We start from the raw sequence: 26,837 nt of genomic DNA on the forward strand, positions 1-26,837 counted from the left end.
AGCAATGCTGTGGCCTAATGTTATAGATATTTTAGCCACCACTGATGATGAGTGCGCTTGTAATCGCTAAACCACTTCACAGGCAAGTAAAGAGCCACGGCAAGCACCACAGCGATAAGCCATATCCAAGCAATGTGATTAACCCCCACATAATCGCCCTGGTTATTTCCCACCAGCCAATAAGCAGCTTGGTATAATGCCAGTAACACATACAAATGGACGACGTAAAAGAACATGGGTACCGAACCAAAGGTACGCAACATGTTGGTGACGCTTCCCAGCGGCTTTTCAAAGACATAGAGGCCGACAAACATACCCGCCAGAGTAATGAGTAAAAAGCTCAAAGAGGGGGGATACTTAGTGATATTGAAAATCGACATGGTCGTTTGCATCACCGAGTCGAAAGAGTGCCAAGGCAATGTTTCACCATAAATATTGCCACCGCGTAACAAAGCAAAGAGCAATACACAGATTAACGCAAGCCCTAATAGCCAAGCCTGACGTCGTGGCATCGCGATACCTTTGCCATACAGCGGTCCAGCACAATAACCAAGCAAGATTACGCCAATCCATGGTAGCACTGGATAGCTGACCTTCACATTGAGCCAACTTGTTTCCAAGATGTATCCGCGATTATGCAGAATACGCCACAGCGTATACCCCCACTCATTCTCATTAAACTCGATAGGGGTGAGCATGTTATGAGTAAATACAATGGTTAAACCTAAGGTCAGCAACACCGGCATAGGTAGCTTGTGCAATATCGCCAGCACCAGCATACACAGCCCAATCGCCCACATAACCTGTAGCCATAGGGTATGGTAACTGCCCATCCACGAGTAGCTAATCAGGGTTACTTCAAGGGCTATAATAAAAAGCCCACGTTTGAGCAAAAACCCGGTGGCACTGCGTGGTTGGCCTTGCCTGGCGTGCTGATATAACCACGCCGACATGCCAGTTAAAAAGATAAATGCAGGCGCGCAAAAATGAGCGGCGAAACGACTCCAAAATAACCCCGGCGAAGTCGTTTCTATGACCATAGGGTCGCTCACTTGCATGTGTAAAAAGAAACGCTCACGCACGTGATCCACCAGCATCAGCAAAATCACCACACCGCGCATAATATCAATGCTATGAATACGCTTCTTTAGCTGCTCAGAAGTCATAACCGACACTCAGCTTAAACTGTGTTGGCGCACCCGGATATGCCCACATAGCATTGTAACTACTGGCAATATAGTGCTCATTAAAAATGTTATCGACATTCAGCGCCACCGATAGCTGCTGTGATGCAAACCATTTTGCGTATAGACCAACAAGTTGGTAGCTGGGAATACGAAAGCTAAGATTGGCGGGGTCGCCCAGGCGGTCGGAGTTATACTTGTAATGAGCCCCTACTTTTATGTCTTGCTGCCACAGTGTCAGGGCATGGTTTATAGCCACAGCAGCATTATGCTTGGGTACGTTTACCAGCGGGCTGCCTTTGGGTATCGGTACTAACCAGTCAGCGTTAATTACATCGTTGGCCGTTTTTGCATCAACATAGGCATAAGACAAGGTGTAATCGGTGTTACTACCGAGCGAGCCGGATAAATCAAGCTCAATGCCTCGGCTATTCGCCTCACCTACCGGCGCTGAGTAACCGACATTGATTGGATCAGACACCAGCATGTTACTCTTGGTCGCATCAAACCACGCCAACGTACCGCTAAGGTGTTCGATACTAAATTTTATTCCGACCTCAAACGAGTCACTTTCCTCAAAGCCAAACGGCTTGCCGTTGGCATCGGTGCCACTAAGCGGTAAAAAGCCTTCTGAATAGCTGGCATATAAATTAATAGCGCTATTAACGTCGTAAACCACACCAAAGCGCGGGCTTATACGGTTTTTAGTGCTTTTTGAAGCCACCCCAGACTTGGTTTCGAAAATATCTTGGGCTATTTCATCAAATCTGAGCCCGAGCATCACTTTGAGCGAATCACCTAGGTCGAGCTGATCTTGTACATAGATACCATAGGCATCTTGCTGTTCATTGTTCTCATATTGCATGCTCACATCAGGGCCCGGCATAGAGTTATAATCAGGCTCGAATATATCTAGGGTATAGGTGGCGTAGCCACCCCGATACCGATATAGGCCCGTGCGCAACTCATAGTCATAACCATCCACACCGATCAGCACATGGTTAGTAATGCCGGCAACCTCAAAGTGGCCGCTTAGCTCGATACGTGCCGATAGGTCATCAGACTTATAGTCGCGATAACGATGCTGGCGCGTGAGGGTACGACCATCATCGTATACAGACTGTCTTGACGGCGACAATTCCGCATCAGAAGAATAACCCGTTAACGTGCCCGTTCGATAACTGGCACCGACAAGCAGTGACCAATCGCTATTTAAGTCATTATGATATTGCAGCTGGTGGCCGCGCGAATGTACCTTGGTAGGCGTATCGTTGGGGTTTCCTAAAAATCGCGACTCGGGCAAGGTTTCAATATCACCATTTAAAATCACAATACCACGGTCGTACATTTGCTGCTGATCAACATACTCAAACTCATAGGTCAGTGAAGAGTCATCCCCCACTTGATAGTACAGAGACGGCGTAATTGCGAACTTATCATGGTGCACATAATCCCGGTAACTATCACTGTCTTGCCAAGCCCCGTTGATGCGAAAAGCAACATCGTCGTTAACTGCGTTCGTGTAATCTCCTTGCACACGCGTGTGATTGTCACTGCCTATTTCAGCCTGTAACTGTCCTTGCTGATAAAACTGTGGCTTTTTAGTAATAATATTAACTGTACCGCCCGGCTCTGAGCGCCCATATAATGCCGAGCCTGGCCCTTTAAGTACCTCAATATATTCAATATTTGATACATCTCGCGGCCCAGCAAAGCCACGGCCACCGCTGAAACCATTGATAAGATAGCCCGAGGGCATATTTTCGTTGCCCGACAGGCCACGAATCGAATAGCTATCCCACAGCGCGCCACCATTATTTTTGCGCGAGATACTAGCAGAGAAATCAAGAGCATCACGAAAACGTGTAATGCCATTATCGGAAATTAAGTCTTTGCCCAGTGTGGTAATTGATTGTGGCAACTCTTGTGCGGGAATATCACCGCGAAAAGCTTGCTTGTGCTCAACGGTAATCATTTCTATATCATTGTTTTGCTGTGCAAATGCCCAACTCGGCAAAGCCAGCACTAAAAGCGAAAGTGGATACTTCATAACATCACCCAAGTAGAATTTGTTATATCATAGCAAATGATATAAAGTAACAAAATGCTTGTATGATAAATATGACTTATCGCGACCAACCGATGCAGTGATGGGCTAATTCTTATGGATAGGTTAAAACGGCTCTACGCTACCCATCAGATAGCTAGTGCCAGGGAGTTTGGTTTTCTATATACAACAAGGCCAACATGTCTTCCTCATCGTCATCCATGCCCTGTTCAATGAATCCAAATTGGCTGTAAAACTGCTTCGCAACAGGGTTGGAAGGGTTATAGCAAATTTCAATTTCTGTGATCTGTGGCTGTTCTTTAATTTCGGCAATGGCCAACGTTAAAGCATAACGGCCATACCCTTGGCGCTGATAGCGCTCGTCAATCATAAACCGCCAGATTGATACTTTGTGCGCACTTTCCTGTACCCACATAAAGAATCCGATGGGCTGCTCACCCAAGTAAATTGCCCGGGTGCTATAGCCGCTATTAAACTGCGCTTCAACTAAGGACCACATATTACAGGCCACATAATCTTGTTGCTGCTCACTTACATCAAGATCACATACGGCCTCATAGTTGCCTTTAGTAATCGCGCGCAACGACAAACTTATTGCTCCCATGTTGCGACCCTCTTTTTAGCGTTAGCAATGGTTTGAGCGTAATTTGCAGGGATGGGCATCACTTTAAACGGGCTGACATTAGCACCACCGGTGTTGCCCCTAGGTACCCAGCCCAATGCGGTTTTGCTGGCGGCTCCGAGAATCCGCAAAAGTTGCCCCGTAAACTCTGGTAAAACGCGGTTACACCACGCCCAACGTAACATCAACATATGCACATAAGTATGCCAATAGGTGGACTCTTGACCCAATACATGGGCATTTTGCAAATGAAAAAACTGTTTATTGGGGTCGTTGGCATGCTGGGCTTGGCGTGCATACACCAACTCACGTAACACACTAAACCGAATGGCTTGACTAAAGGTCATGGACGCTCTTAAAAGTGAACAAACTTTCACCTAGCATACTACTTAGAGTTAGCTCCAAGGCAAGCATTAAATGGTGACTTCTTAATCGCTGAGCTGAACTCGCAATTGTTTTAAGGTATGTTGACTAAACACACTCACGTGATTTGCTCGTAGCAGTGCACTCACGACCCCTTGCCCCGGCACCTTACGAGCACCAAACTCGCCATTGTAAATGGTATTGCTACCACAGGAAGGGCTCGATTCTGTTAACACCGCATAGCGAATGTCGTGCTGTTTGCACAATGCTAGTGCCTGGCGAGCGCCTTGCAAAAATACCGCTGTGACATCTTCACCATCTGCGGTCACTATTTTAGCCCGCCCTGCGAGCACATCATCGCCATCACCCCCTACAATTTCTGCTGCCGCTCTGGGAATCGGCAAGCCCGCAGCAACCTCTGGGCACAATGGCATGATATGACAATGGCTACGCAGCCATTGCATATGTTCGCACTCTGCACTTACGCAGGTGGCGTTATAACGCACTTTACTGCCCAACAGGCAGGCACTCACTAAAACTGGGGTCATCACGATAATAAATGGCTGATATCAGCCAGTAACTTAGCGAAAATATCAGCGCTCGGCTAGTAAGGCGCTGTAATGACCCGTAATGGTTAATAATTTTGAGGGTGTTGTACTAATGGCATGCTTTTTCGGCTTTTTTTACTATGTGTCAGAATCATCAACTCAGCAGCCAAGTAGCCGCATTTGCGCAGCTCTCGCTCTGTTTTTCGCCGTTGGATATTCTCAATTCATTGCCTGAGTTAACAACTCTGCCTTGGGTTCCTCATGTAAATACCCAACATTATCAGGGCCAGTGGGATGTTGTTCCGTTACGTTGCCAAGCCCACCATAAAAGCGCCCATGAGATCTTACAAAGCTTTAGTATTGACCAAGGCGAACATTGGACCAACTTAGCGTTATTACAAAACAGTCATGCGCTTGTTGAGGTGTTGGCGAGTCTGCCTTGTCCGGTAAAAGCTGTGCGACTCATGCGCTTACGAGCTGGCGCGGAAATAAAACCCCATCAAGACCCAGGGCTCGTACTGGAATTCGGCGAGGCCAGATTACACTTGCCATTGCGTAGCGACGAGCACCTTATATTCAACGTAGCTGATCATCGTGTGCCGATGCAGTGCGGAGAGCTTTGGTATCTCAATGCCAACATGACACATAGCGTGCACAACCGCAGTACTGAAGACCGCATCAATGTGGTGATCGACTGCCAAAGTAACGCCTGGCTTACTCACCAAGTTTATAACAGTGCTAATTGCCTGTGGGTATAAGCGTCATCACGAAACCACTGTTGCATAACGGGAAACCCCTGTGGTTGCTCGGGTGCAAGACACATAAACCAACGATAAAGTAGCGGCACACCCGGGCCTGGGTTAGTGCTAAAGGCAGTAATTAAGTTAGCGGCAGCGCCGCGATAGCCGTGTTCGTGAAACACGACACTAGGCGGCAGACCTATCGCTTGAAGTGCTGCCCACGACCACGCCATTGCCGCCATTTCTTCGCCGCCTTGGTGACCCCATTGTTTAACATCACCGCTGAGTGAGGCTCGGTGATGTCGGTCTGTAACCGCTAAGTGCCCAGCCTCATGGAGTAAATCCCCTTCATGGGCTAAGCGCTTTTTATCAATCACTAATATCCCTTGATGAATATTGATACCCGGAAGAAAGCTCTCTTCAGTCACTGGAGCAAAGCGATAAGGCAGCTCGATATCATCGAAGAACTGCAAAATAGCAGGCAAGTGAGTGTGCACCATGATCACCTCGTCAGCTGTTGTGCTACTTGCAGCTTACAGCGGCGACACTCACGCTTGCTATTACAGACCATTACCCGGCTTTTGAGCTTAATGCCGCATAAAGAGTGTCTAAATGTTTCACTAAGTCGAGACCTAAATCGGTTAAATACCCCCCATCGGGACTATCTGTAATGCCTTTATCGAACAACCGCTGCGCGGCATCACGCAACGTTGCATCAGCATCACTGTGTACCTTTATGCCCTGCATGTGGCTAGCACGTGGAAACTTTGCCAACAGCTCCATTTCATCAATCATGGTTTTATTTATGCGCACGGTGATTCCTTATAATTGTTGTTGCTATCACTTTAATGCTAGTTGAAGATCAAATTTATGCCGCTTTTTTAAAGTACTTTATTTCTTGCTAAGTAGATGAAAGTAAATGCTTTACAAGGGCAACTAATGCGCCCATATTAAGGCCATAAAAGCCAAGATGGCGGAGGAACAATGTTGCTTGCAATAACTGCGATTGTAGCTGGTTTTATACTACTGGTTTACAGTGCCGGACGCTTTGTAGACGGCGCTGCGGCCACAGCGGCACACGCAGGGTTACCCACTATTTTGATCGGTATGCTTATTGTCGGGTTTGGCACATCAGCACCGGAAATGGTTGTCTCGGCGATGGCTGCGAGTGATGGCAATCCGGCGCTAGCACTAGGCAACGCTCTTGGCTCAAACATTGTCAATATTGGCCTAATTTTAGGGGTCACTGCACTGATTGCTCCCATCACAGTGCACTCGAATATTGTTCGCAAAGAGCTACCACTGCTTTTGGCTGTGGTGTTGCTGTGTGGCTATTTGCTCTACGATGGTCAATTGACCACATTCGACGCCACCTTGCTGCTTGGTGGCTTTGTTAGCGTGGTGGCATGGTCAATATATTCAGGCCTACGCCACCACAACGACCCACTGGCAAACGACACCGAGCAGGGTGTTACCAGTCAAAGCATGGGGTTAAAAAGCGCATTGTTTTGGTTAGTTTGTGGCTTAGTGGTACTGGTGTTAAGTTCACGCATATTAGTGTGGGGTGCAGTGCAAGTCGCCTCAGCATTGGGAGTCAGTGATTTAGTCATTGGCCTTACCATAGTCGCTTTGGGCACTTCACTACCAGAGTTAGCTGCGTCTATTATTGCGGCGAAAAAAGGCGAGCATGATATTGCCATTGGCAACGTGGTGGGCTCGAACATGTTTAATATTCTTGCCGTTATTGGTATTGCTGGAGCGATTGAACCCTTCGGCCTTGGCGCAGATATTTTTTATCGTGATTGGGGAGTGATGCTGGTGTTAACGCTTGCTTTGCTGATCATGGCCTATGGCATCGGCCGTCAAGGCCGTATCAACCGGGCAGAAGGTGGGCTATTGCTCAGCGGTTATCTCGCCTACAACGGCTACTTGCTGTGGAACTTAGTGTAAATCGCGAATGCGAGCAAACCTACTCTCTAATCATTGAACACCTTAGTTAAGGACAACCTATGCAATATAAGAAAACATATTATGCAATTAAGGCACTCGCTGTTTTATCTTTTGCTGCCATTGCTTTTACATATTGGGGAGCCGGTCTAGCTCTGTTATTGCTGCTATCGCCCTATGCTATCTTGTATTTTTTGGCCAACAGTCACAGCTATCGCAATACAAAATTAACCGTGATGCGAGCCACGCCGGCGATATTCAGCTTTTTCATCATGCTGGGATTAGTGTTTGGGATTCAATCAGACCCACAGTCAGGTATCGGCGTTATGCTAGGCGTAACGGCGCAATTGGCCTCCATTAGCCTCGCCGAGTTAATCATTCTATTTTTCTTGCGAACGCCAGAATACGCACCTTAATCTGTACGATAAACACATAACTGTTACCCTTTAATATGGTGTGCGCTGTAATCAAGTACTGGCCTTGTGATGCAGGCGCAACAAGCCGATGCCTCTGCCCGCTACACCACAGCCATTCTTACCAGCAGGTACTCTCTGGCTTTAACGTCGCCCTAGGTAACTAGGGCAATGACTGTTAACTCTGTGGGCACGCAGGGTGTTCTAAAAGCACTTGCGTGACAATTTGCCCAAACAACGCTTGCTGCTGCTGGTCTAGCTGAAGCGCCGGATTATAAGGAATGGCGTCCGCCAATTCGCCAGTAATGACCTCATAAAAGGTCATTGCCGTGAGCACCTTCCCTGCATAGGATGCATGATTACCATCTGCATGATGTAGCTCAACCGTTGGCATAACGTCTAATAAACGATTCCAAACCAAGCCTACGGGCGCGACACAGCTAAGCTCTTGTTGGCTAATTGATTGATGTAAATTATACACCCGCTCTGCCTCAGATGGGTCACCACGTTGTGGGTGCTCTGGAAATAATATCGGTGTGATGTTGTTTGATTTAGCCTTTGCAATTAAACGCTCAGTTGCGTGCGTTGGATAGTCGGTTGCGCCGGACTGAGAGTACTTTTGCCCTTGAAATATGGCGTGGCTCCAAGTGCTTTTTTCTAATTGCTCTACGTTTGCAGTAACCGCAGCAATTTCATCTAAAAACCGCCCACTAATTGTTACCGTTTCAATCGTCTTATTTGGAAGTTGGTCACTGATCAGTGTTTCAATGATTGAACCTAATTGTGAGCTATGACTGTTACCATAAATAACCAATCGATAGTCAGCAACAGCACTATTATCAACGATGTTACCTGTCGGTGTTGGTGTCAGTTGCTTCGGCTCATCATTTTTTGTGCCAGAGCCACAGGCCGTTAGGTTTAGCCCTATAAAGGCTATGAAGGATATCGCTAAAGGTTTTATCGACATGATCACCTCCCTGTTACATTGCGCAAAAGCGCATAGACGATAGATATATGATTCTTTTCGAAAATACACACATTAGTAGGCAACTGCAACAGTAAAAAAGCACAAATAACGTGCAGCGCCAGATAAAAGAATCAAAGGTTCACTATGATAATTAAGCGCAATAAAAACCCATAATGGCAATAACTTACATTATTTGATATTAATAAATCAGCGACCAAAGTAAACTTATCATCATTTTAGTCAGTGGAGGTTTTGTGCGCAGTTTTGAAAGTCACGGAGGTCATATGTCTCAACGGGAAAAGGTTACAACATGGTTAATGTTAGTGATTTCATTCGCTGTATTTATTGCTGCAACATATATAATTGGTTCGCTTATTGGCAGTCTATTTATCACCGCAACGGTTGAGCTATCAATTCTGCAAATCGGCATTATTTGTGGGGGGATCACAGCAATATCAGTATTTATACGTTGCGTGAAAAAGTTAAAAAATCATGCTGAATTAGCTCGCACCTCTAGACCGTAGTCTACGGTAGCTTAAAGCGAGCGTCAGACGGCCACTCCCACCAAAACCACAGTGATACACCCATAATCGTTGAGTTTCTCCCATAGTCAGGAAAACGACCCTCTGGGTCGTTTTTGTCGAGTCTACGGTTAAAGCTATGTCGCGTAACTTCAACGCTAGTAAGTATTTCCTAAATTTGCTATCAATGGTCTAAAGACTAAAACGAGACAGGTTGCGGCAGAAAAACGACCCAATCGCTCGATATTAAATTGTTATGTTGCTAGAGAGTTTGTATCGGTAGTATTGGAATAAATAGATGAGAACAAAAACGATTATCAAAAAAGGGCATTTCTGGCTTCGGGGAAAAGAGTCAGAAAAAGTATCTGGAGAAGTTACGATTGAAGATGGTGGTTCTATTAGTTTAAATCTTTTTGGTATTTTCCATGAAGGTTTAAATGTTGATAAATATTTTGATATTTTGGGTTTTTTAGAAAATAATCATGGGATTACTTTAAAAAATTGTCACTATGTCAGAAGAACATTGTTTAATGAAGGAGTTCCCACTGCTTCTATAAATTCGGAAAGAGCGATTTTAGGTGTACACTTTTTAAAAGATCAAGACCCTTTATTTGATGAAATCTCGTTTTCTACTGATTGCCTAATAGAATGGCTAGGCTTGTCTGCAATTAAAGTCAATAGAGATTACTCTATAGTTACTGTAAGTACCTTTGAACCGATAGAGCATCAATTGGAAAATGGGGATATTGTTACTATCCATTTTGGTACTGAGGGACCATCTCAACCAGTTTCAAGTGTTTTAGAAATAACTCAGACGGCATATATTCGTTATTCATCTCAAACGTTGTTGACGATAAATGAGTTGTATTCAAGAGCATATTCAATTCGTGATTTTATTACTCTTGGAGTAGATCATAGCGCTTTCCTATCTAATGTTATTTTACACTCTCCTCAAACCCAAGACTGTTTTCCATATAAGAGATATAGGGTTTTTCAAAAAGATGGGAATTTCAAATTGACCCCATCAAAAATAAGACAAGACAGTATGTTGTTTGGCTACCAATTTATAAAGGAGGATTTTTCAAAGATAATAAATAATTGGCTGAAAATTTATGATGAAAACATTGACGTAATGGAGTTGTACTTTTCCGTTCAATCAGGAAAAGCACTCGATGAGGAAATGGAATTTCTTCATTATGCGCAAGGGTTAGAATCTCTACATAGAAATAAATATCAAGTCGGATCCTTTATGCCAGAAAATGAATATGAAGAATTACTGGAAAACATATTAAAAGTAAGTCCATCGACTTACCATGATTGGATAAACAGTAAACTTGAGTTTGCTAATGTACCGCCATTTAGTAAAAGAGTTAAAGAGTTAATCAACAGATACCCAAACCACTTTGGTAACTCGAAACAAAGAAAATATATGTCTGAAAATATTTTTAAGTGTAGAAATTTGTTAACTCATCTAGGTGGAAATGGTGTGAAGCAATGCTTGAAAGGTCAATCGATGACTGATTTACGAAAAACTACCAGGCTACTATTTCAGTTTCTATTTATGGAGTTAATCGGTATTTCTGAAAATGAAATGAATATAATCGTTAAAAAAAATAAACGTTGTCAATCGGTTTTAGAAAATTCGTTGCCATCAATCAAACCAACATAACAAACTGTTTAAGAGTGATTCGCAACGCGTGGCATTTTCACTATGCGTTGCGTTTGGTGTTTAAGGTGGTATGCAGGATCTTCGGTATTGCGTTGCTCACACCTTAACAGGGCGTTAGGCGTCAGGTATGAAACAGATAATTTTAAGCCCTGAAAATGGTTGGAAACTAGATCAACTGAACATGGATGTCATTACTGAAATTTATGATATCTTCACCCCGCTGTACGAAAAACAGCGGGTTCAATATCTTAACTTCACCGTAGCAACTGGTTCATTCGAAGACAAAGAAGGAAACACTCTTTGGTTTGAATTTTTTATACCCGAGGAAGAGTTCAGCGAAGGAGGTCATCTGATTAAGCTTGAAGTCCATTGCAATGAATGGTCAAAAACCTCAAAAAGCATCATTGTTAGCAATGCCTTTAAAATTAAACAAAAATTCGGCCTAATGGATGTAACAGGCAATGACGACTAACAAAGCACTAAACACGTTCACTTCGTTCACTGGGACAGTAACGCAGCGGCGCTTAGCGTTATGTTTATGGAGTAAAAATTGATGTTAGTGTCAGATTTGGCTGCGATCACTACTGTTATCGCATTTTTCGTAACTTTAATCAGTATTTTGTTTTCTGCCAGAAGATATATATCAATTCGAAATCAAGAATTGGCGAGTGAAAGGTTCAAGACATACCATGGCATTGTAAAAGCAGTTAGCAAAGGCTCAGATGAAGATGGTGTGCTGAAGTTAGTTAGTCAAGTTGACTATATATATGAGTTACGCAACTTTAAAGAATACTCGGAACTAAGCCAGAACTTACTGGGACAGCTTAGAGAGCGTTGGAAACACGGAGAAGATCCAGCGGTTTATAAAACTCTTAAAGAAGCCATCGACGATACTTTGTCAGCACTACAGAAAAAATAAACATAACAAGGCGTTATGCTTTTCAGGAGACCATTTGACCTTCGGTGATTGGGATAAAGCGATAATCATAAGTTTGCTATTGTCCAGTTTACTACTGCCGATCTTCTTGCTTGTCGAGGCAGGAAATTTACAGGCTTCCGAAATACCAGGAGTGATTGTAACTTTCTTGCTCTATATTGCAGTTTTTCTTCTAGTATCAATAATTGGTTGGTTATTAGTAGGGTTCCCGGTCCACTGGCTGGCTTGCAAGTTCGGATGCACAAACTATTTTTTTTACATGGCTATACCAGTTACTTTTTTATTAGTCAGTAGCATGACTAATGGCCCTTGGGTTCTTGGCTTAATTTCTTCAATTCAAGCATTTATCTTTCGGTATGTTGTTTTTATCAACAAAACATAACAAATATACTTTAAGCCGCTTCGCTCGGATTTTAGCCCAAGTGGAACTGCACCTTAAGTGGATGTTCACTGTTTCCTTCAGCAACCGCAGCTTCTAGGAGTTAATAATGACAGCAGAATTACCTTGGGAATTTGACCACCCAAAAGAGCCCGGAATTTACTTTGTTGCTATTAAACTAGGCCCGGACCTCGGTGTTTACGATTTTCTGCTTTGGAGTGGCAGCAACTAGGAAACGGATCAAAAAGGCAAGATCATTGCGCATGTTTCTGCAAACACCTTAAAAGAGGCATTAGACATTTCATGGCCGGAGAATAGCGAGGTCGATTACAAACCTAAACAACTTCCCGAGTCTGATGATGACCTTTGGACCGAGGCTTGACTGGCTACCAAAGCTTGTCACTAACTCGTCCCTACACCCCTTAAAGACAAAGGCTATACCGACTCAATCCGCTGACCTTTACCAGTTTCTTTCTCATAACATAAAGCATGGGTGACTAATGGTTGAATGGCGGTTAATAGCACTGCGCTGACCGTTGGGCTAACGACTAATAACCGTTCGGTCTAACACTTTATGCCATTGCAACAAAAAAGGCGCTTGCGCGCCTTTTTCAATTTATTCTTATTCCACCGTTACCGATTTGGCTAGGTTTCGGGGTTGGTCAACGTCGGTGCCTTTAATAACCGCAACGTAGTACGAAAGCAATTGCAGTGGGATGGTATAAACCACTGGGGCAATGATGTTTTCCACATGGTTTACATTGATTACGCGCATGGTCTCATCCGATGCAAAGTGTGAGTCCTTATCAGCAAACACGTAAATGATACCGCCACGGGCACGCACTTCCTCTACATTCGATTTCAGCTTTTCGAGCAACTCGTTATTCGGCGCCACGACGATGATCGGCATATCGGCATCAATCAAGGCTAATGGGCCATGTTTGAGCTCACCCGCAGCATAGGCTTCGGCGTGAATGTAGGAAATTTCTTTGAGTTTCAATGCCCCTTCCATAGCAATAGGGTACTGTGAGCCACGACCTAGGAATAACGAGTGGTGTTTATCGGCGAACTCTTCCGCTAACTCCTCAATGCCCTCGGCCAAGGTCAACGCTTCTTCAAGCTTGTTAGGTAAGGTCTTAATTGCACTTACAATAGCACGTTGATTAAGGCCTTTTTCTTGGGCGATAGACGCCGTTAGCATCAATAAGCCAACTAACTGAGTAGTAAAGGCTTTTGTTGAAGCCACGCCAATTTCAGCCCCTGCTTTGGTCATAAAGGCTAGATCAGACTCGCGTACCAGCGATGAGCCCGGTACGTTACAAATGGTCATCGACGCCATGTACCCCTGCTCTTTAGCCAAACGCAAGGCAGCTAAGGTATCAGCCGTTTCACCCGACTGGGAAATCGTTACTAATAGGCTATTTTCGTGCACGAACGATTCGCGATAGCGGAATTCTGAGGCAATTTCGACATTACAGCTAACGCCGGCAAACTGCTCGAGCCAGTAACGCGCGACCATTCCCGAGTGATACGAGGTACCACAGGCGATAATTTGCACGTGTTTTACGTCTTTAAAAATTTGCGTTGCGCCCTCACCAAAGGCATCAACACTAACGCGCTCATCGTGTAAACGACCATCCAAGGTATTACGCACTGCCAATGGCTGCTCGTAAATTTCCTTCAACATGTAATGGCGGTAGTCGCCCTTGCCAGAGGCATCTTGGGTAATGTTAGACTCCACCACTTCACGCTCAACACTGTGACCGTTGCTATCGAATATTTCCACGCTATCGCGGGTAATACGTGCCACATCGCCCTCTTCTAGGAAGATAAAGCTGCGAGTTACAGGTAATAGTGCAAGCTGATCAGAGGCAATAAAGTTCTCGCCGAGTCCTAAGCCGATAACCAGCGGGCTTCCTGAGCGCGCAACAATCACTTCATTATCGTTGGCTTTATCAAATACCACCGTGCCGTAGGCACCTTCTAGTTGTTTCACCGCCGCTTGTACGGCACTGAGCAAGGAGTTGTGCTGTTGGCGCAATTGATGGATAAGGTGCACCATAACTTCGGTATCCGTTTGCGATACAAACTCGTAGCCATCGCCTTGTAGCGCTTCGCGCAAACTGGCATGGTTTTCGATAATACCGTTATGAACCAATGCTAATTCACTGTTAGAGACATGCGGGTGGGCATTAGCTTCGGTAACGCCACCATGGGTCGCCCAGCGAGTGTGGGCGATGCCCGTTGTGCCGGAAACATTGGCTTCATTGAGCGCACTTTCCAACGCCGCCACCTTACCCACAGCTTTAACGCAATTTAAGGTGCTTTGTTGCGATAGCGCTACGCCTGCTGAGTCGTAGCCTCGGTATTCAAGACGCTTAAGGCCCTCAATTAAAATTCGGTTCACGGGGCGTTCGGCAACAGCCCCTACTATTCCACACATAGATTCTCCATTTGCACAGTATGTGTTGTTAAAAAGCCCGATGTTGTCGGTCGGGTTATGTGTTTATACCTTGGCACAAATTAAATGTACGCCATGCGCGCTGATCTCTTGGCGCAAGTCTGCAGCCAGTGTGTTGTCGGTGATCAGAGTGCTGACCTTGTGCCAAGGCAGTTCTAAATTTGGGATACGGCGGCCTATCTTGTCAGACTCCACCATCACCACCACTTCACGGGCCGCTTCAGCCATCACTTGGCTTAGGCCAATAAGTTCGTTGAAAGTAGTGGTTCCACGGGAAACATCGATGCCATCAGCACCGATAAATAAAGTATCGAAATCATATGAGCGCAATACCTGCTCTGCTACTTGCCCTTGAAAAGACTCTGAATGTGGGTCCCAGGTGCCACCGGTCATCAATAAGGTCGGCTCGTTCTCTAACGCCAGCAAGCGATTTGCAACATTAATGGCATTGGTCATCACCACTAGGCCTCGTTTGCTCGCCAGTTCAGGGATCAAGGCGGCGGTAGTGCGCCCGCTATCGATGATAATGCGATGATGATCTTTAATAAGCTGAGCGGCTGCCTTGGCAATGGCGCGTTTACGGGCTGAGTCTTGCGGCTCTTCACTGGCAACGATTTCATTGGGTAAAGCAATCGCGCCACCGTATCGGCGTAGCAAGAGGCCGTTTTTTTCAAGTGTTGCTAAGTCCTTTCGAATCGTAACTTCTGATGTTTGCAGCTGCTCCGCTAGCGCCTCTACTGAGACTTCACCCACTTCATTAACTTGGCTAAGAATAGTGTGGCGGCGTTGCTGGGTATTGCGCTTAGTCATTCAGTTACACTTAAGTTTCGATTCGAAAGATAAACCATTATAGTCGAAACTTTATGTCAAGCTCAATGCACAAATGGTATGCACGCAAAAATAGTCGCAAAAAGCTTAATTACGGCTTAAGCACAATCAGTGAGTGATCAACACTGATACGAGCAACGTAATAAATTTATTACTTAATTTGCGCTTACTCTTGCCAGCGCCTAGCCTAAAACAACGGAGTGTTTAATAAAGGAAGTTCAACTTGGTTAAATCCTCATCATTGTTCATATCGCTGTTTGTTATTCTCACCGTTGAGTCGCTGGCACTGGGTCTGTATTACGACAATATCGGGCAAGGCTTAGTCATCAGCTTTATTATCGCTTCTTTACCCATATACCTGCTTAAAAGCGCCCCGCAAAGTCGGCTGACACACCATGTGAGTGCTGCAGCATTGATGATGTTCTCATTTTTGCATATTCATCAAGCCTACGGCCTAATTGAAGTGCATTTTGAGATTTTTATCTTTATGGCGATTTTGGTCATTTTTAAAAACTGGCGCATTTTTATCACCGCACTTTTATTAGTCGCTGCGCATCACATCAGTTTTTACTTTATGCAAACGGGCGACGTGGGCGTTTACGTATTCGATCCACAAAGACTCGCCTTTAGTACCGTGCTTATCCACGCTGTATACGCCACAGCAGAAGCACTCATTGCTGCTTACATCGCACACATGTTGTATCAGGAATATCAAGGTGGAAAAGCGCTGGAGTCTGCCATAGAGAAGATAGCCCGCGACCCAATGAAGTTAGACCTTTCTGTGCGTGTTGATGCGAAAGATAGCAATGCACTGGCACAATTCAATACCCTACTCGATCAACTCAGTAGCGTTGTTGATTCGGTCCATAAAGAGCAGCAAGCGCTTATTCAAGGCGCCACCAAGGTGGCTGAGCTACAACAATTACTCACCCAAAACGCCGAACATAAGCAAACGCAAAATAACCTGATTTCTCAAGCAGGAGAGCAAGTGAGTGATGGCTTTAGCCAAGTTCAAAGCCAAAGCGAGCACGTGGCCGACCAATACGCGATGATTTCAACGCAACTGCAAGGTGCCATGAAAGAAGTCCATGAGACCGATGCACAAAGCCATGCTTTAGCGCAAATGCTCGACACCACGCAGCAGCAGTTAAAGGATTTGGAGTCTAGCTGTGCACTTATCTCTAACCTGCTCAATGACATAAATGCCATTGCCGAGCAAACCAATCTATTAGCATTGAATGCCGCTATAGAGGCAGCCCGGGCGGGCGAGCAAGGCCGAGGCTTCGCGGTAGTCGCCGATGAAGTAAGATCGCTTGCCAATACCTCAAAGCAAGCCACCGACAAAATAGCGCATACGCTTAAAGAGCTGGTCGCTAACAGCGATAAGTCGACCACCTCCATGGGGCACTGCATTGATAAAGTGAATATTGTCGAGCAACTGAGTTCCTCAGTCCTAGAGGCTATCTCAGCGGTGGAACAAACCATGATAGTGATTAAGGATGATTCTGATAATGTTAAAGGAATTGTTTTGCAGCAAGCCAGTAATACTCAGCAAATAGCCCAGCAAAGTGTTCATGTACGCGAACTATCAGAAAAAGACAGCATCAACATCCATCAGCTTGATGAGCAGGTGGCCAATATGCTCAATGCTTTAGATGGTTTGAAGGCTCAGGTATCTCGTTTTGTCCAGCGCTAACAAACAAATATTGAAGTTGGTTATCAGCGGCCTGTGGCTGTTGTGTAGTGCAGTCGCCTTATGGTTTGTGGCCGACAAACGGGCCACTGTATTTGATCCAAACAACATGTTGCAGCAGCCACAGTGGCAACGCTCGTTACTGCCGGTATTGGCGGATATTGATAGTGAAAAGCACAGCACCACCTTGCTATTGGTGGGCAATGAGCAATGTCGTTGCCAACGAGTCGCTGCGCCTCACCAAAGTAAGGTCATAGCTGATGCTCGCCGAGCAGGAATAAAGGTTCGCCAGGTCGATGCATCGTCACTGCCCACAGGCCTGCTACCTGCTGTGCCCGCCGCCATTATGTTAGCGCAGGGCAGCGTGCTTTACGCTGGCCCCCTCTCTGTGGGGCTCGGATGTGCCATCGAAGATGGCATTATTGATACTGTTATAAGTAACTACGAAAATGGCTTCCACAGCTCGATGCTAGTAAGCAAGGTATCTGGCTGCTACTGCCGTGTGTAGCAGCGCTACACCGTTGAGCCGGCTCGCTTGAGCTGACGAATTTCCATATTGCTGATGCCATCACCACAAAAATCACTGGGTCCTATTTCTTCATACGCAGACTGCATTTTCAATAATGCTTGAGTCGCGCCGAGTTCAACCAGCGCACACTCGGCTTCACGCAAAGAATTAAAGGGTTTCAATGCGTCGTTGTTATCACTCAGAATATGATAATTACCGTCGGTATCAAGGGCTCCGGCTAAATAATGATTAGCATCGGCGTAACTAAGGATGATGGCGCGATATTGGCTATCGGCTAACGCGGCTTTAAGTTGATTTGCTTGCATGGGTTGCACTCCTCACTCTATTAACTGTTAAACGCAGCAACAACGGGAATGGATTAAAAAAAGCGCACTTTCGTGCGCTTTGAGTAGGGTTGGGTTAATTATTCATAGCGCAGCGTTAACGAAGGCCGGGTGCTAGCCGCTCTAAAGGCGAGGCTAGCCACAGTTAACCAGGTGATCATGGCTACCAAAGCGGCGGCGACAACGTAAAACCACATAGCCTGATCAATACGCTCGTTAAAGTTTGCCAGCCAGTCACCCACTAGCCAGTAGGTTAACGGAAAGGCAATGGCAGTACTTATGGCCACCAGCAGTAGGAACTCTTTGGCGAGCAAGTTAACGATACTTAACCTAGACGCACCGAGCACTTTGCGCACAGCTACTTCTTTTTGACGGCGTAAGGTAGAGAATGCAGCTAATCCAAAGGTACCTAGGCAGGTTAATAAGATTGCCAAAATACAGAAGATGGCAACTAAGGTAGAAACACGTTCATCGTTTTTATATAACGCGCGGTAGTTATCTGCTACCAGCTCAATATCAGCATTGTGCACATTTAACTGGTCACTGACGATCTGCTGCACCTGCGTTTTTACTGCGTTAAGCTGGCTCGGCTCAAAGTTAATAATCAACTTGCCCTCGTTGGCCCAGCTAAAGCCGCACACCAAGATTAAAGGCGATGCCGAAGCCTCACGTGCTGAACCAATGGTGACATCATTGATCACGCCCACAATTTTGAGCACTTCCTGGTTGTCTCCGGAGCTGCTGTAAAGCTCTTTGCCAATGGCTTGCTCAGCACTGTCATAACCGGCCACTTTAACGAATGATTGCGATACCAGCACCCCAGCCCGGCCGTTGCCATCGTCGCCTAAGCTATGCCAATCACTGCCGTAGTCGGCGCTCAGGTCGCGCCCAGCGATAACCTCTAGCCCAGCGGTTTTAGCAATATTAAAGCCCACGCCAATAAAAGGGATCACAGCATCATTTAACTCACCGTTATCCGAAGTCACAGTAAAGCTGGTGTTGAATGACGAGGTAAAAGAGGCATCGGTAATGCTGCTAGAGATCACGCCAGGTACAGCATTGATGCGCTGACTCAAGACATTGTTGTGCTTGAAGTACAATTGCCTAGCCGGGATATCATCCACTTCTAAACGGTATTGTTTTTCATAACCAACCGCCAGCGATTGCAAGTGACTAAGTTGCTGATGCAAGGAGAATGCGCCGATGATCAGGGCAATAGATAAAGAGGCTTGCAAAGTCAGCAACAACTTGCGCACCAAAATAGCAGTACGGCCACGCTGAATATCACCGCTGAGCACGCGTTTCGCACTAAACGCTGACATAAAAAATGCGGGGTACGCGCCAGCTAACACGCCCACCGATACCACGACCGCGACTAAAATAATGCCAAACTCTGAAAAATAGTTGATCACCAAGGTGCGTCCTACCAATTGGTTAAACGCTGGTAATGCTAATTCCAATAACGCGCACGCAAGCACTGCAGCCACACTGGTTACCAATAAGGATTCCACTAGGAATTGATTAATAATTTGCGCCTTGCTCGCCCCCAGAGCCTTACGTACACCTACTTCTTTGGCTCGTTTAGCCGACTGCGCGATGCTCATATTAATGAAATTAAAAGACGCCAACACGATTAATAGAATACTCAGCGAAAAGCTGATCAACACCACGGTGTACGAGCCATTTTCTTTAAGCTCATAACGGCTATTGGAATGCAGGTGAATGCCAGGTAGGTGCTCAAAGGATAAGGTCACGAAACCGAGCGGCTGATCTGGGTAAACAAGTTCAGGGTAAGCCTCGGCAAAACGTGCTTGCTCGGCTTTGATATCAGCGTCGGCAGCAAAGCGTACATACACATAAAAGTTATTGAGCTGGTAATTAGGATTTTCGTTCTGCATTGCCACTAACCCGGAAAAAGCAAAGTGGGTATTATCTTGCAAATCGGCGAATACGGCGGTAACTGTATAGGTCGTTTGCCCTTTGCTTAAGGTCTCACCAATGGCATTAGCCTGGCCAAAAATACGTATGGCTTCATGTTCGCTCAACGCGATTCTGTTCGGTGCGCTCAGCGTGCGCTGCAAATCACCAAACAGCACATCGAGCGCAACAAAGTCGGTGATATTGGTGCCTGTAGCAAATAAATCTTTCATTTTGTAATAGTTGCCATGGGCACTAAAATCTCCAGATAGCCGAGGGTGCATTTTCAAGGCAAAGATATCCTCTACCGCACCATTTTTTGCCACTTCTTGCGCTGCGTAGTAATTAGTAATCGGCGCATTCACTCCCATTTCACGAAAGTGTTGCGATAACCGATAGGTGTGCTCAAAGTGGGGCTGATGCGCGTCTACACTGGCCTCAAAACGGGCAAACAGTGCCATTAAAATAGCCGCAGCCAAGCCCACCGCCAAGCCAAATACGTTTAATAGAAAATGTTGTTTATGGGTTACGAATGCGCGTAGCGCAGCCGATAAGTAACTAGTGAGCATAGGTGCACTCCTGCTGATGTATATACAAGCTGAGTAATGCCAATATCTGTCTGCTTCGCGCGCTATTGTTCGCCACTTCGAAGTCGTTATTGTTGTTCGCCGACATATTGCATATGTTTTTTATCATTGTGATTTTTTGCGGCGACGCCCTAATGGCGCCGCCTACACCTTATTCGTATCTCAGTGTTAACGAAGGGCGGGTACTGGCCGCTTTAAAGGCTAGCCCCGCAACCGTCAGCCAGGTAATACCGGCAACAGCGAGAGCGGCGATGCCATACACCCAGATAGCCTGCTCAATACGGTCGTTGAAGTTTGCTAACCAATCACCCACCAGCCAGTAGGTCACTGGATAGGCTATAGCAATGCTCAGCGCCACTAGTAGTAAGAATTCTTTAGCTAAAATGTTGATAATACTGGTTCGAGAGGCACCAAGAACTTTGCGTACAGCAATTTCCTTTTGTCGGCGAATGGTCGCGAATGACGCCAAACCAAAGGTGCCTAAGCAGGTTAAGAACACAGCCAACGCAGTGAATACAAACACCACTTGCGACACGCGCTCATCGCCACGCAGTAAGTTTTTATAGTCCTCTGAGAGTAAACTGATTTTAGGCTCATAAATCTTGGCATGATTGGCTAATACCGTTGTTACTTGCTGCTGAATGTATGGCAAGTTTTGCTGATCGATGTTCATTATGACCTCAGCCACAGGGCCATAACTCAGCCCACATAGGAACATGATGTTCGAGTTTGCATCTTGGGCATTGCCCACTTTTACATCGGCTACCACACCGACCACTCGCATTGCCATCCCTTGCCCTTGAGTGGTGATGGTTTTACCCACCATCTCACTCGGCTGTGAATACCCCGCTTGCTTAGCAATAGATTCGGTTACCAAGGTGCCAACCTGAGTGGTACCGTTAATTCGCTGCGCCCAATCACCAGCATACTCGACGCTAAAGCCACGGCCGGCAACGAGCTTAAGACCTAAGGTTTCCACAACATTAAAATCGGTACCTATAATTGGCGTTAAGCCTTCGGTACTTTCACCATTAGGCCACACCGGTGCCACGGTATTGTTGATTGAGACAGTGAGCTGAGTATCCACCACACTGACATTGTTTACGCCTTCAATTGCAGCGAGATTTTTAACTAAGGCACTGGGCTCTTTGGTCAGCACCATTTTGCGCGGTAACTCAGAGATAACTAAGCGCTGTTGCGTTTCATACCCCAAAGGTAAGCTTTGTAAGTAGGCTAATTGCTGCTGCAAAGTCACAGTGGCGATAATTAAAGCTATAGATAACGAGGCCTGTAAGGTAAGTAAGCTCTTACGAACAAATATTGCTGTATTACCTCGCTGTAAATCGCCACTTAACACCCGTTTCGCGCTAAATGACGAAATAAAGAAGGCAGGATACAGCCCTGCAAGTAAGCCCACCGCTACGGCCACCGCAAGCACCACAACGCTAAACATAGAGGCGTAGTTAACCACCAGTTCTCTATCTACCAAGGTATTAAAACTAGGGAGAATAAGCTCAACGGCAATGCATGCGAGTACCATAGACAGCAACGATACCAACACCGACTCTGATAAGAACTGCGTCACAAGCTGAGCTTTACTTGCACCTAGGGCCTTGCGCACACCCACTTCTTTGGCGCGTTTAGCCGATTGCGCCACGGTCATGTTAATGAAGTTAAAGCCAGCGATAAGAATCAGTAATACACTCAGCCCTGCACAAATCACTACCACCTGTTTGGCACCCCCCGTTTTCATTTCAAACGGTGATTTGGCAGTTAAATGCAGATCACGCAGTGGGTGTAACTCAATGCTCACCTGATAGCTTTCATCATTAGCGAAGTACTGCTCTGTGAGCGTTTTCGCCAGAGCCTGGGTGTCGGTGTTAGGAGCCAGCTTTAAATATACATAGCTGTGGTTGGCACGCAGGTTTTCCGGGTTATGTTCAAAATAGGCCAGGGACTTAAAGGCAAAATGGGTGTTGTCGGCCAAATCGGCGAACACGGCTCGCACGGTGTACTGGCCATGCTCGTGCACCAAGGTTTCACCCACTGCATTCACCTTCCCGAAGATACGCTGTGCCTCGGATTCGCTCAATGCCAAGCCATTTGGCGTACTCAACGCCTGACTTAATGAACCATCTAAGGTGCGCAAGGCAATAAAACGCTCAATATTAGCGGTGGCGCCAAACAAGCCATCCAACTTATAACCTTGCGAGCGATAGGTCACATTGGCAGGGGTGGCCTGAGTTTGCTCTGACAAAGTTAGGGCAAACACATCCTCGATTTGACTGTAACTTTGCGCATTTTTTGCCTGCGTGTAGTTAGAGATAGGGATCACCGCCAAGCCAAGTTTGCTAAAGTCTTGGCCCACGCGATAAACCCGCTCAGCGTCAGGCTGCTGCGCGTCATAGGAAAGCTCATTGACGGCAAAAAGCGCTACCAAAATAGCTGCGGCTAAGCCCACGCTCAAACCAAACACGTTGAGCGCGAAGTGCTGCTTTTGTAGCTTAAAAGCACGCAGCGCTGTAATTATGTAACTTAAGATCATGGCTATGCCACCTCTGTATTAACCGCAGGATTAGCGGCATTGGCTTTATCCACCATGATTTGGCCATCAAGCAGGCGAACTAGGCGGTCGGCATAGTTCCCTTCTTTCTCTGAGTGCGTCACCATGATCACTGTGGTGCCCTCGCGATTAAGTTCACGCAGCATGGTCATGACTTCATCCCCGTTTTTAGAGTCCAAATTACCGGTGGGCTCATCGGCGAGGATCAGCTTAGGATTAATTACCAGTGCTCGCGCGACGGCGACGCGCTGCTGCTGACCACCGGAAAGCTGTTGCGGTAAGTGGTCGCCACGGTGATCGATGCCTACGCGCTTTAAAATAGCTTCAACACGTTGCTTGCGCTCAGCTTTATCTATTTTTTGATATTGCAGCGGCAGCTCAACGTTTTCATACACGGTGAGCTCATCGATAAGGTTAAAGCTTTGGAACACAAAGCCAATGCTGGCTTTTCTCAGCTGCGCTAATTGCTTTTCGTTGTAGCCAGCAATGTCCTCACCCAGAAACTCAAACTGTCCGCTAGTTGGCGAATCAAGCATGCCAAGGGTAGATAACAAGGTAGATTTACCACACCCTGAAGGGCCCATAATGGCCAAGAAATCACCCTCTTTAACGCTGAGGTTTATATCGTTAAGTGCAGTTGTTTCAACGTCTTGAGTACGAAATACGCGCGATAAGTTAGTTAGCTTGATCATCATTGTTCCTTTAAAATTGTAATTGTTGTGCTTTATCGAAGTTGGCGTAGCTTGAGGTGATCACTTTGTCACCGGGCTCAAGACCGCTGAGCACTTCGTAATAATCTTGGTTTTTTCGACCTAGGCGGATGTCGCGGCGAACGGCGCCACTGTTATCATCATTCATGACATACACCCAGTTACCGCCTGAGCTGCTAAAGAATGCGCCTCGTGACAACAACAGCGCATTATCTTGACTACCGCCAAGCATCAGCTCGACATCCAAGCTCTGTCCCCGCTTGATGTTGCTCGCTTGCTCTGGCAGTTCGACTTCAATTTGAAATTGTGATTGCTGCACGCGACTGTCTATTTTGGTGACTGTGGCGCTGACATCCCCTTGTTCAAGTTCAATAATGACCTCCATACCAGAGCGTACTTGGCTGAGATAAAACTCGTCTAAGCGGATCACTAGCTTGTACTCGTTGGGTATATCAATCTGACCTAAACGCGCGCCACGGCTCTTTGATGCGCCAATTTCAACATCCAACTCACTCAAATACCCGTCCACTGGGGCAGTGATCAGCAAGTTATCGAGGTTGCGGCGCGCAAACTGAAGGTTTTTCTCGAGCATTTCAGCACTATCTTGTAGCTGTGCCAGCTGCACTTCGCGAATGCTTTTCTCTTGCTGTTGACGCTCAATGGTGAGCTCTTTACGCGCTTGATAATAAGCTAAGTCTTCTTTTATCTCAGAGAGCTGCTCTTGAGAAAGCATGCCTTTTTCTACCAAGGGCGCAGTTTGCTTAAGGCGGCGAGTTAGATGAGTGATTTTCAGTTCAATTTCTAATAAATCTCGACGTAAGTTTAAGCGGCTGGTCTCCATATTCATCTGGGTGTTACGCAGAAAGTTAAGTTGCTCAGTAACTTGTGCTTCCCGGCTCATTACATCAAGTTGCAAATTGGTGTTACTTAAACGCACCAAAGGCTGACCTTTTTTGACAAACTCACCCTGCTCTACAAGACGCTCTTCCACCTGCCCACCGGCAATGGTGTCGAGGTAGATGGTGGTTTTTGGTACTACTTGTCCGCGTAAACTTAGTGCATCAACGAATTCGCCTTGGTTTACCGTGCTTACCGTTAAATTACTGGCATTAACCGTTTGGCTCCGACCTTGTGAAGAGCTTTGACTAAACCCGTAAGCAGCGGCCGCAACACTGAGAGCAATAACCGACATTGCGACTTTCTTCGCGTGCTTTTTTAAGCCTGATGATTCTATTTTTCTATCCATCTCAGTCACCCAATATATGTGTTCGCTATATAAGGGGTAACTATCAAGCTCCGTGCCAAGATTTAATTTCCATAAATTTCATAGGCTTAATATTAATACGGGATTATTCTGATCAATGAGGTGTCCGCTTATAGAACACCTCAATTCTTTACAGTGCCCATTTGTGGACAGGGAATGAATAACTGGGGTAGGCTAAAAAGAAAAAGCCAAGGCAGGGATATGAAACAGGCAGGCTCTATACTAGTGGTTGATGACAACCCCGATATTCTTATCGCCGCGCGTTTATTACTTAAACAGCATTATCAAAGCGTTAAAACCACGGACAACCCTTTTGATATAGAAGGTATTGTTAACGAGCAACAACAGGCTGACCAGCCCATTGATGTGATTTTATTGGATATGAACTTTACCCAAGACTCCATCAGTGGCCAAGAGGGATTCTACTGGCTAAAAAAAATCGCCGCGCAAGACCCCACGATTGTGGTGCTGCTTATGACCGCGTACAGCGATATTCAACTGGCTGTAGATGCAATAAAGGCTGGTGCCGCAGATTTTATCGCCAAGCCATGGCAAAACGACCAGCTGTTAGCCAGTGTCGCTGCTGCTTTTAGCCACGCCAAAGATAAGCGCCAAGTGGGTCAGCTCAAGCGCCAAACCCAAGGCTTAAACGATGCATTAAATAGCAATAAGTTTGCCTTTTTAGGGCAAAGCGATGCGATGTTAAAAGTATTCGATACCATCGAACGAGCAGCCCAAACCGACGCCAATATTCTTATCACCGGTGAAAGTGGTACCGGTAAAGAGCTCACTGCCCACGCTATCCACCAGCAAAGCCTACGTCATAGCGGCCCTTTTATTAGCGTTGATATGGGAGCCATGAGCGCATCACTGATGGAGAGCGAATTATTTGGCCATAAAAAAGGCGCTTTCACTGATGCCAAAGAAGACCGCGTTGGCCGCTTCGAACTCGCTGGCGGTGGCAGTTTATTCTTGGATGAACTGGGCAATTTGCCGCTGGAGCAACAAGTGAAGCTGTTGGCCGCATTGCAAAATCGGCAAATCACGCCCATTGGTGGCAGCAAAACCATCGATGTCGACATTCGTTTAATCAGCGCCACCAATGATAATTTACATGAGGCAGTCGGCGAAGGCCGTTTTCGTCAAGATTTACTGTATCGAATCAATACCGTAGAAATTGCCCTGCCGCCGCTGCGCGAGCGTCATCAGGACATTCCTTTACTGGTTGACTACTACCTCAACCATTTTGGCCAAAAATACAAACGCGAACTTAGCGTTAGCAACTCCAGCATGCAGGCGTTAAGTAGCTATCAATGGCCAGGCAATGTACGCGAATTAGCGCATGCAATAGAACGAGCGGTGATCCTCTCTACCGGCACTGAGCTAGATATTGGCTCAGTTATTAGCACACCGGCGACCACCGGTAGCGCAGCACCACAGCAAGGTGAGCAGTACGATACCTTCAACCTAGAAGAGCTTGAACATCGCGCAATTCGCGCTGCACTCACTCACTTCCAAGGTAATGTGAGCCACGCCGCTAAAGCATTAGGGCTGACTCGTGGTGCCATGTATCGACGCTTAGAAAAATACGGGCTTTAACACTG

General features: G+C 46.1%; 26 protein-coding genes. 11 read left to right on the forward strand and 15 right to left on the reverse strand.

Annotated elements, in window-relative coordinates; genetic code table 11:
- Positions 1-20: 20 nt before the first annotated feature.
- The 5 genes from FIU82_RS14890 to FIU82_RS14910 form a co-directional block, all read right to left on the reverse strand.
- A complete protein-coding gene (locus FIU82_RS14890; RefSeq protein ID WP_152441410.1) occupies positions 21-1,166 on the reverse strand; it encodes a DUF1624 domain-containing protein in 1,146 nt (381 codons plus the stop codon).
- Positions 1,156-3,234: a TonB-dependent siderophore receptor gene (locus FIU82_RS14895; RefSeq protein ID WP_152441411.1), complete on the reverse strand. Its 2,079-nt coding sequence runs from the start codon at positions 3,232-3,234 to the stop codon at positions 1,156-1,158. The genes FIU82_RS14890 and FIU82_RS14895 overlap by 11 nt, the downstream gene beginning before the upstream one ends.
- Positions 3,235-3,388: 154 nt before the next feature.
- Positions 3,389-3,847 (reverse strand): GNAT family N-acetyltransferase, encoded by a 459-nt coding sequence (locus FIU82_RS14900; RefSeq protein WP_026111105.1) that lies wholly within the window; start codon positions 3,845-3,847, stop codon positions 3,389-3,391.
- Complete coding sequence (locus tag FIU82_RS14905; RefSeq protein ID WP_152441412.1) at positions 3,844-4,221, reverse strand: DUF3703 domain-containing protein; 378 nt, start codon at positions 4,219-4,221, stop codon at positions 3,844-3,846. Before FIU82_RS14905 ends, FIU82_RS14900 begins: the two co-directional genes overlap by 4 nt.
- A gap of 81 nt (positions 4,222-4,302) precedes the next feature.
- Positions 4,303-4,785 (reverse strand): DUF523 domain-containing protein, encoded by a 483-nt coding sequence (locus FIU82_RS14910; RefSeq protein WP_151173767.1) that lies wholly within the window; start codon positions 4,783-4,785, stop codon positions 4,303-4,305.
- Between the two features lie 140 nt (positions 4,786-4,925).
- Here FIU82_RS14910 and FIU82_RS14915 point away from each other — a divergent pair, with 140 nt between their 5' ends.
- Positions 4,926-5,543, forward strand: a complete 618-nt coding sequence (locus FIU82_RS14915) for an aspartyl/asparaginyl beta-hydroxylase domain-containing protein (protein WP_152441413.1) — start codon at positions 4,926-4,928, stop codon at positions 5,541-5,543.
- Here the strand turns inward: FIU82_RS14915 and FIU82_RS14920 are convergent.
- On the reverse strand, positions 5,513-6,025 hold the full coding sequence (locus FIU82_RS14920) for a hypothetical protein (RefSeq protein ID WP_152441414.1): 513 nt from the start codon (positions 6,023-6,025) through the stop codon (positions 5,513-5,515). The genes FIU82_RS14915 and FIU82_RS14920 overlap by 31 nt on opposite strands.
- A gap of 70 nt (positions 6,026-6,095) precedes the next feature.
- On the reverse strand, positions 6,096-6,338 hold the full coding sequence (locus tag FIU82_RS14925) for a TIGR02647 family protein (RefSeq protein ID WP_022944921.1): 243 nt from the start codon (positions 6,336-6,338) through the stop codon (positions 6,096-6,098).
- A 171-nt stretch (positions 6,339-6,509) separates the two neighbouring features.
- Between FIU82_RS14925 and FIU82_RS14930 the strand changes: the two genes are divergently transcribed.
- Positions 6,510-7,475, forward strand: a complete 966-nt coding sequence (locus FIU82_RS14930) for a calcium/sodium antiporter (RefSeq protein WP_152441415.1) — start codon at positions 6,510-6,512, stop codon at positions 7,473-7,475.
- 59 nt (positions 7,476-7,534) lie between these two features.
- A complete protein-coding gene (locus FIU82_RS14935) occupies positions 7,535-7,888 on the forward strand; it encodes a hypothetical protein (protein ID WP_152441416.1) in 354 nt (117 codons plus the stop codon).
- A 175-nt stretch (positions 7,889-8,063) separates the two neighbouring features.
- Here FIU82_RS14935 and FIU82_RS14940 read toward each other — a convergent pair whose 3' ends face one another.
- On the reverse strand, positions 8,064-8,852 hold the full coding sequence (locus FIU82_RS14940) for a hypothetical protein (RefSeq protein WP_152441417.1): 789 nt from the start codon (positions 8,850-8,852) through the stop codon (positions 8,064-8,066).
- A gap of 284 nt (positions 8,853-9,136) precedes the next feature.
- Here FIU82_RS14940 and FIU82_RS14945 point away from each other — a divergent pair, with 284 nt between their 5' ends.
- The 5 genes from FIU82_RS14945 to FIU82_RS18805 all read left to right on the forward strand — a co-directional run bounded on the left by FIU82_RS14945 (position 9,137) and on the right by FIU82_RS18805 (position 12,590).
- Positions 9,137-9,376 (forward strand): hypothetical protein, encoded by a 240-nt coding sequence (locus FIU82_RS14945; RefSeq protein WP_045979442.1) that lies wholly within the window; start codon positions 9,137-9,139, stop codon positions 9,374-9,376.
- 295 nt (positions 9,377-9,671) lie between these two features.
- Positions 9,672-11,042, forward strand: coding sequence for a HEPN domain-containing protein (locus FIU82_RS14950; protein ID WP_152441418.1), 1,371 nt, complete (start codon positions 9,672-9,674; stop codon positions 11,040-11,042).
- Positions 11,043-11,169: 127 nt separating this feature from the next.
- A complete protein-coding gene (locus FIU82_RS14960; RefSeq protein ID WP_152441419.1) occupies positions 11,170-11,514 on the forward strand; it encodes a hypothetical protein in 345 nt (114 codons plus the stop codon).
- Positions 11,515-11,595: 81 nt separating this feature from the next.
- Positions 11,596-11,961 (forward strand): hypothetical protein, encoded by a 366-nt coding sequence (locus tag FIU82_RS14965; protein ID WP_152441420.1) that lies wholly within the window; start codon positions 11,596-11,598, stop codon positions 11,959-11,961.
- A 506-nt stretch (positions 11,962-12,467) separates the two neighbouring features.
- Positions 12,468-12,590, forward strand: coding sequence for a hypothetical protein (locus FIU82_RS18805; RefSeq protein ID WP_301539933.1), 123 nt, complete (start codon positions 12,468-12,470; stop codon positions 12,588-12,590).
- Positions 12,591-12,980: 390 nt separating this feature from the next.
- On the opposite strand, the gene glmS is transcribed toward FIU82_RS18805, so the two are convergent.
- Positions 12,981-14,801, reverse strand: coding sequence for a glutamine--fructose-6-phosphate transaminase (isomerizing) (gene glmS / locus FIU82_RS14980; RefSeq protein WP_022944908.1), 1,821 nt, complete (start codon positions 14,799-14,801; stop codon positions 12,981-12,983).
- A gap of 63 nt (positions 14,802-14,864) precedes the next feature.
- The gene (locus tag FIU82_RS14985) at positions 14,865-15,629 is read right to left on the reverse strand and encodes a DeoR/GlpR family DNA-binding transcription regulator (protein WP_022944907.1); all 765 of its coding nucleotides are present in this window, start codon (positions 15,627-15,629) and stop codon (positions 14,865-14,867) included.
- A gap of 241 nt (positions 15,630-15,870) precedes the next feature.
- Between FIU82_RS14985 and FIU82_RS14990 the strand changes: the two genes are divergently transcribed.
- Both FIU82_RS14990 and FIU82_RS14995 read left to right on the forward strand, forming a co-directional pair.
- Positions 15,871-17,343 (forward strand): methyl-accepting chemotaxis protein, encoded by a 1,473-nt coding sequence (locus FIU82_RS14990; RefSeq protein WP_152441421.1) that lies wholly within the window; start codon positions 15,871-15,873, stop codon positions 17,341-17,343.
- 10 nt (positions 17,344-17,353) lie between these two features.
- Positions 17,354-17,848 (forward strand): DUF6436 domain-containing protein, encoded by a 495-nt coding sequence (locus FIU82_RS14995; RefSeq protein ID WP_152441422.1) that lies wholly within the window; start codon positions 17,354-17,356, stop codon positions 17,846-17,848.
- Positions 17,849-17,853: 5 nt separating this feature from the next.
- On the opposite strand, the gene FIU82_RS15000 is transcribed toward FIU82_RS14995, so the two are convergent.
- From FIU82_RS15000 to FIU82_RS15020, 5 genes are all read right to left on the reverse strand, one after another.
- Entirely contained in the window at positions 17,854-18,174 is a 321-nt protein-coding gene (locus FIU82_RS15000) for a DUF6482 family protein (protein ID WP_138507928.1), read from the reverse strand.
- 98 nt (positions 18,175-18,272) lie between these two features.
- Positions 18,273-20,678 carry an ABC transporter permease gene (locus tag FIU82_RS15005; protein ID WP_152441423.1) on the reverse strand — a complete coding sequence of 802 codons (2,406 nt, stop codon included), beginning with the start codon at positions 20,676-20,678 and terminating at the stop codon, positions 18,273-18,275.
- A gap of 169 nt (positions 20,679-20,847) precedes the next feature.
- A complete protein-coding gene (locus tag FIU82_RS15010; protein ID WP_152441424.1) occupies positions 20,848-23,241 on the reverse strand; it encodes an FtsX-like permease family protein in 2,394 nt (797 codons plus the stop codon).
- A gap of 2 nt (positions 23,242-23,243) precedes the next feature.
- Entirely contained in the window at positions 23,244-23,951 is a 708-nt protein-coding gene (locus FIU82_RS15015; protein WP_152441425.1) for an ABC transporter ATP-binding protein, read from the reverse strand.
- Between the two features lie 10 nt (positions 23,952-23,961).
- The gene (locus tag FIU82_RS15020; protein ID WP_152441426.1) at positions 23,962-25,215 is read right to left on the reverse strand and encodes an efflux RND transporter periplasmic adaptor subunit; all 1,254 of its coding nucleotides are present in this window, start codon (positions 25,213-25,215) and stop codon (positions 23,962-23,964) included.
- 219 nt (positions 25,216-25,434) lie between these two features.
- Here FIU82_RS15020 and FIU82_RS15025 point away from each other — a divergent pair, with 219 nt between their 5' ends.
- Complete coding sequence (locus tag FIU82_RS15025; protein ID WP_152441427.1) at positions 25,435-26,832, forward strand: sigma-54 dependent transcriptional regulator; 1,398 nt, start codon at positions 25,435-25,437, stop codon at positions 26,830-26,832.
- Positions 26,833-26,837 lie beyond the last annotated feature (5 nt).

Source organism: Pseudoalteromonas sp. THAF3 (genome assembly GCF_009363775.1).
GTDB lineage: Bacteria > Pseudomonadota > Gammaproteobacteria > Enterobacterales > Alteromonadaceae > Pseudoalteromonas > Pseudoalteromonas ruthenica.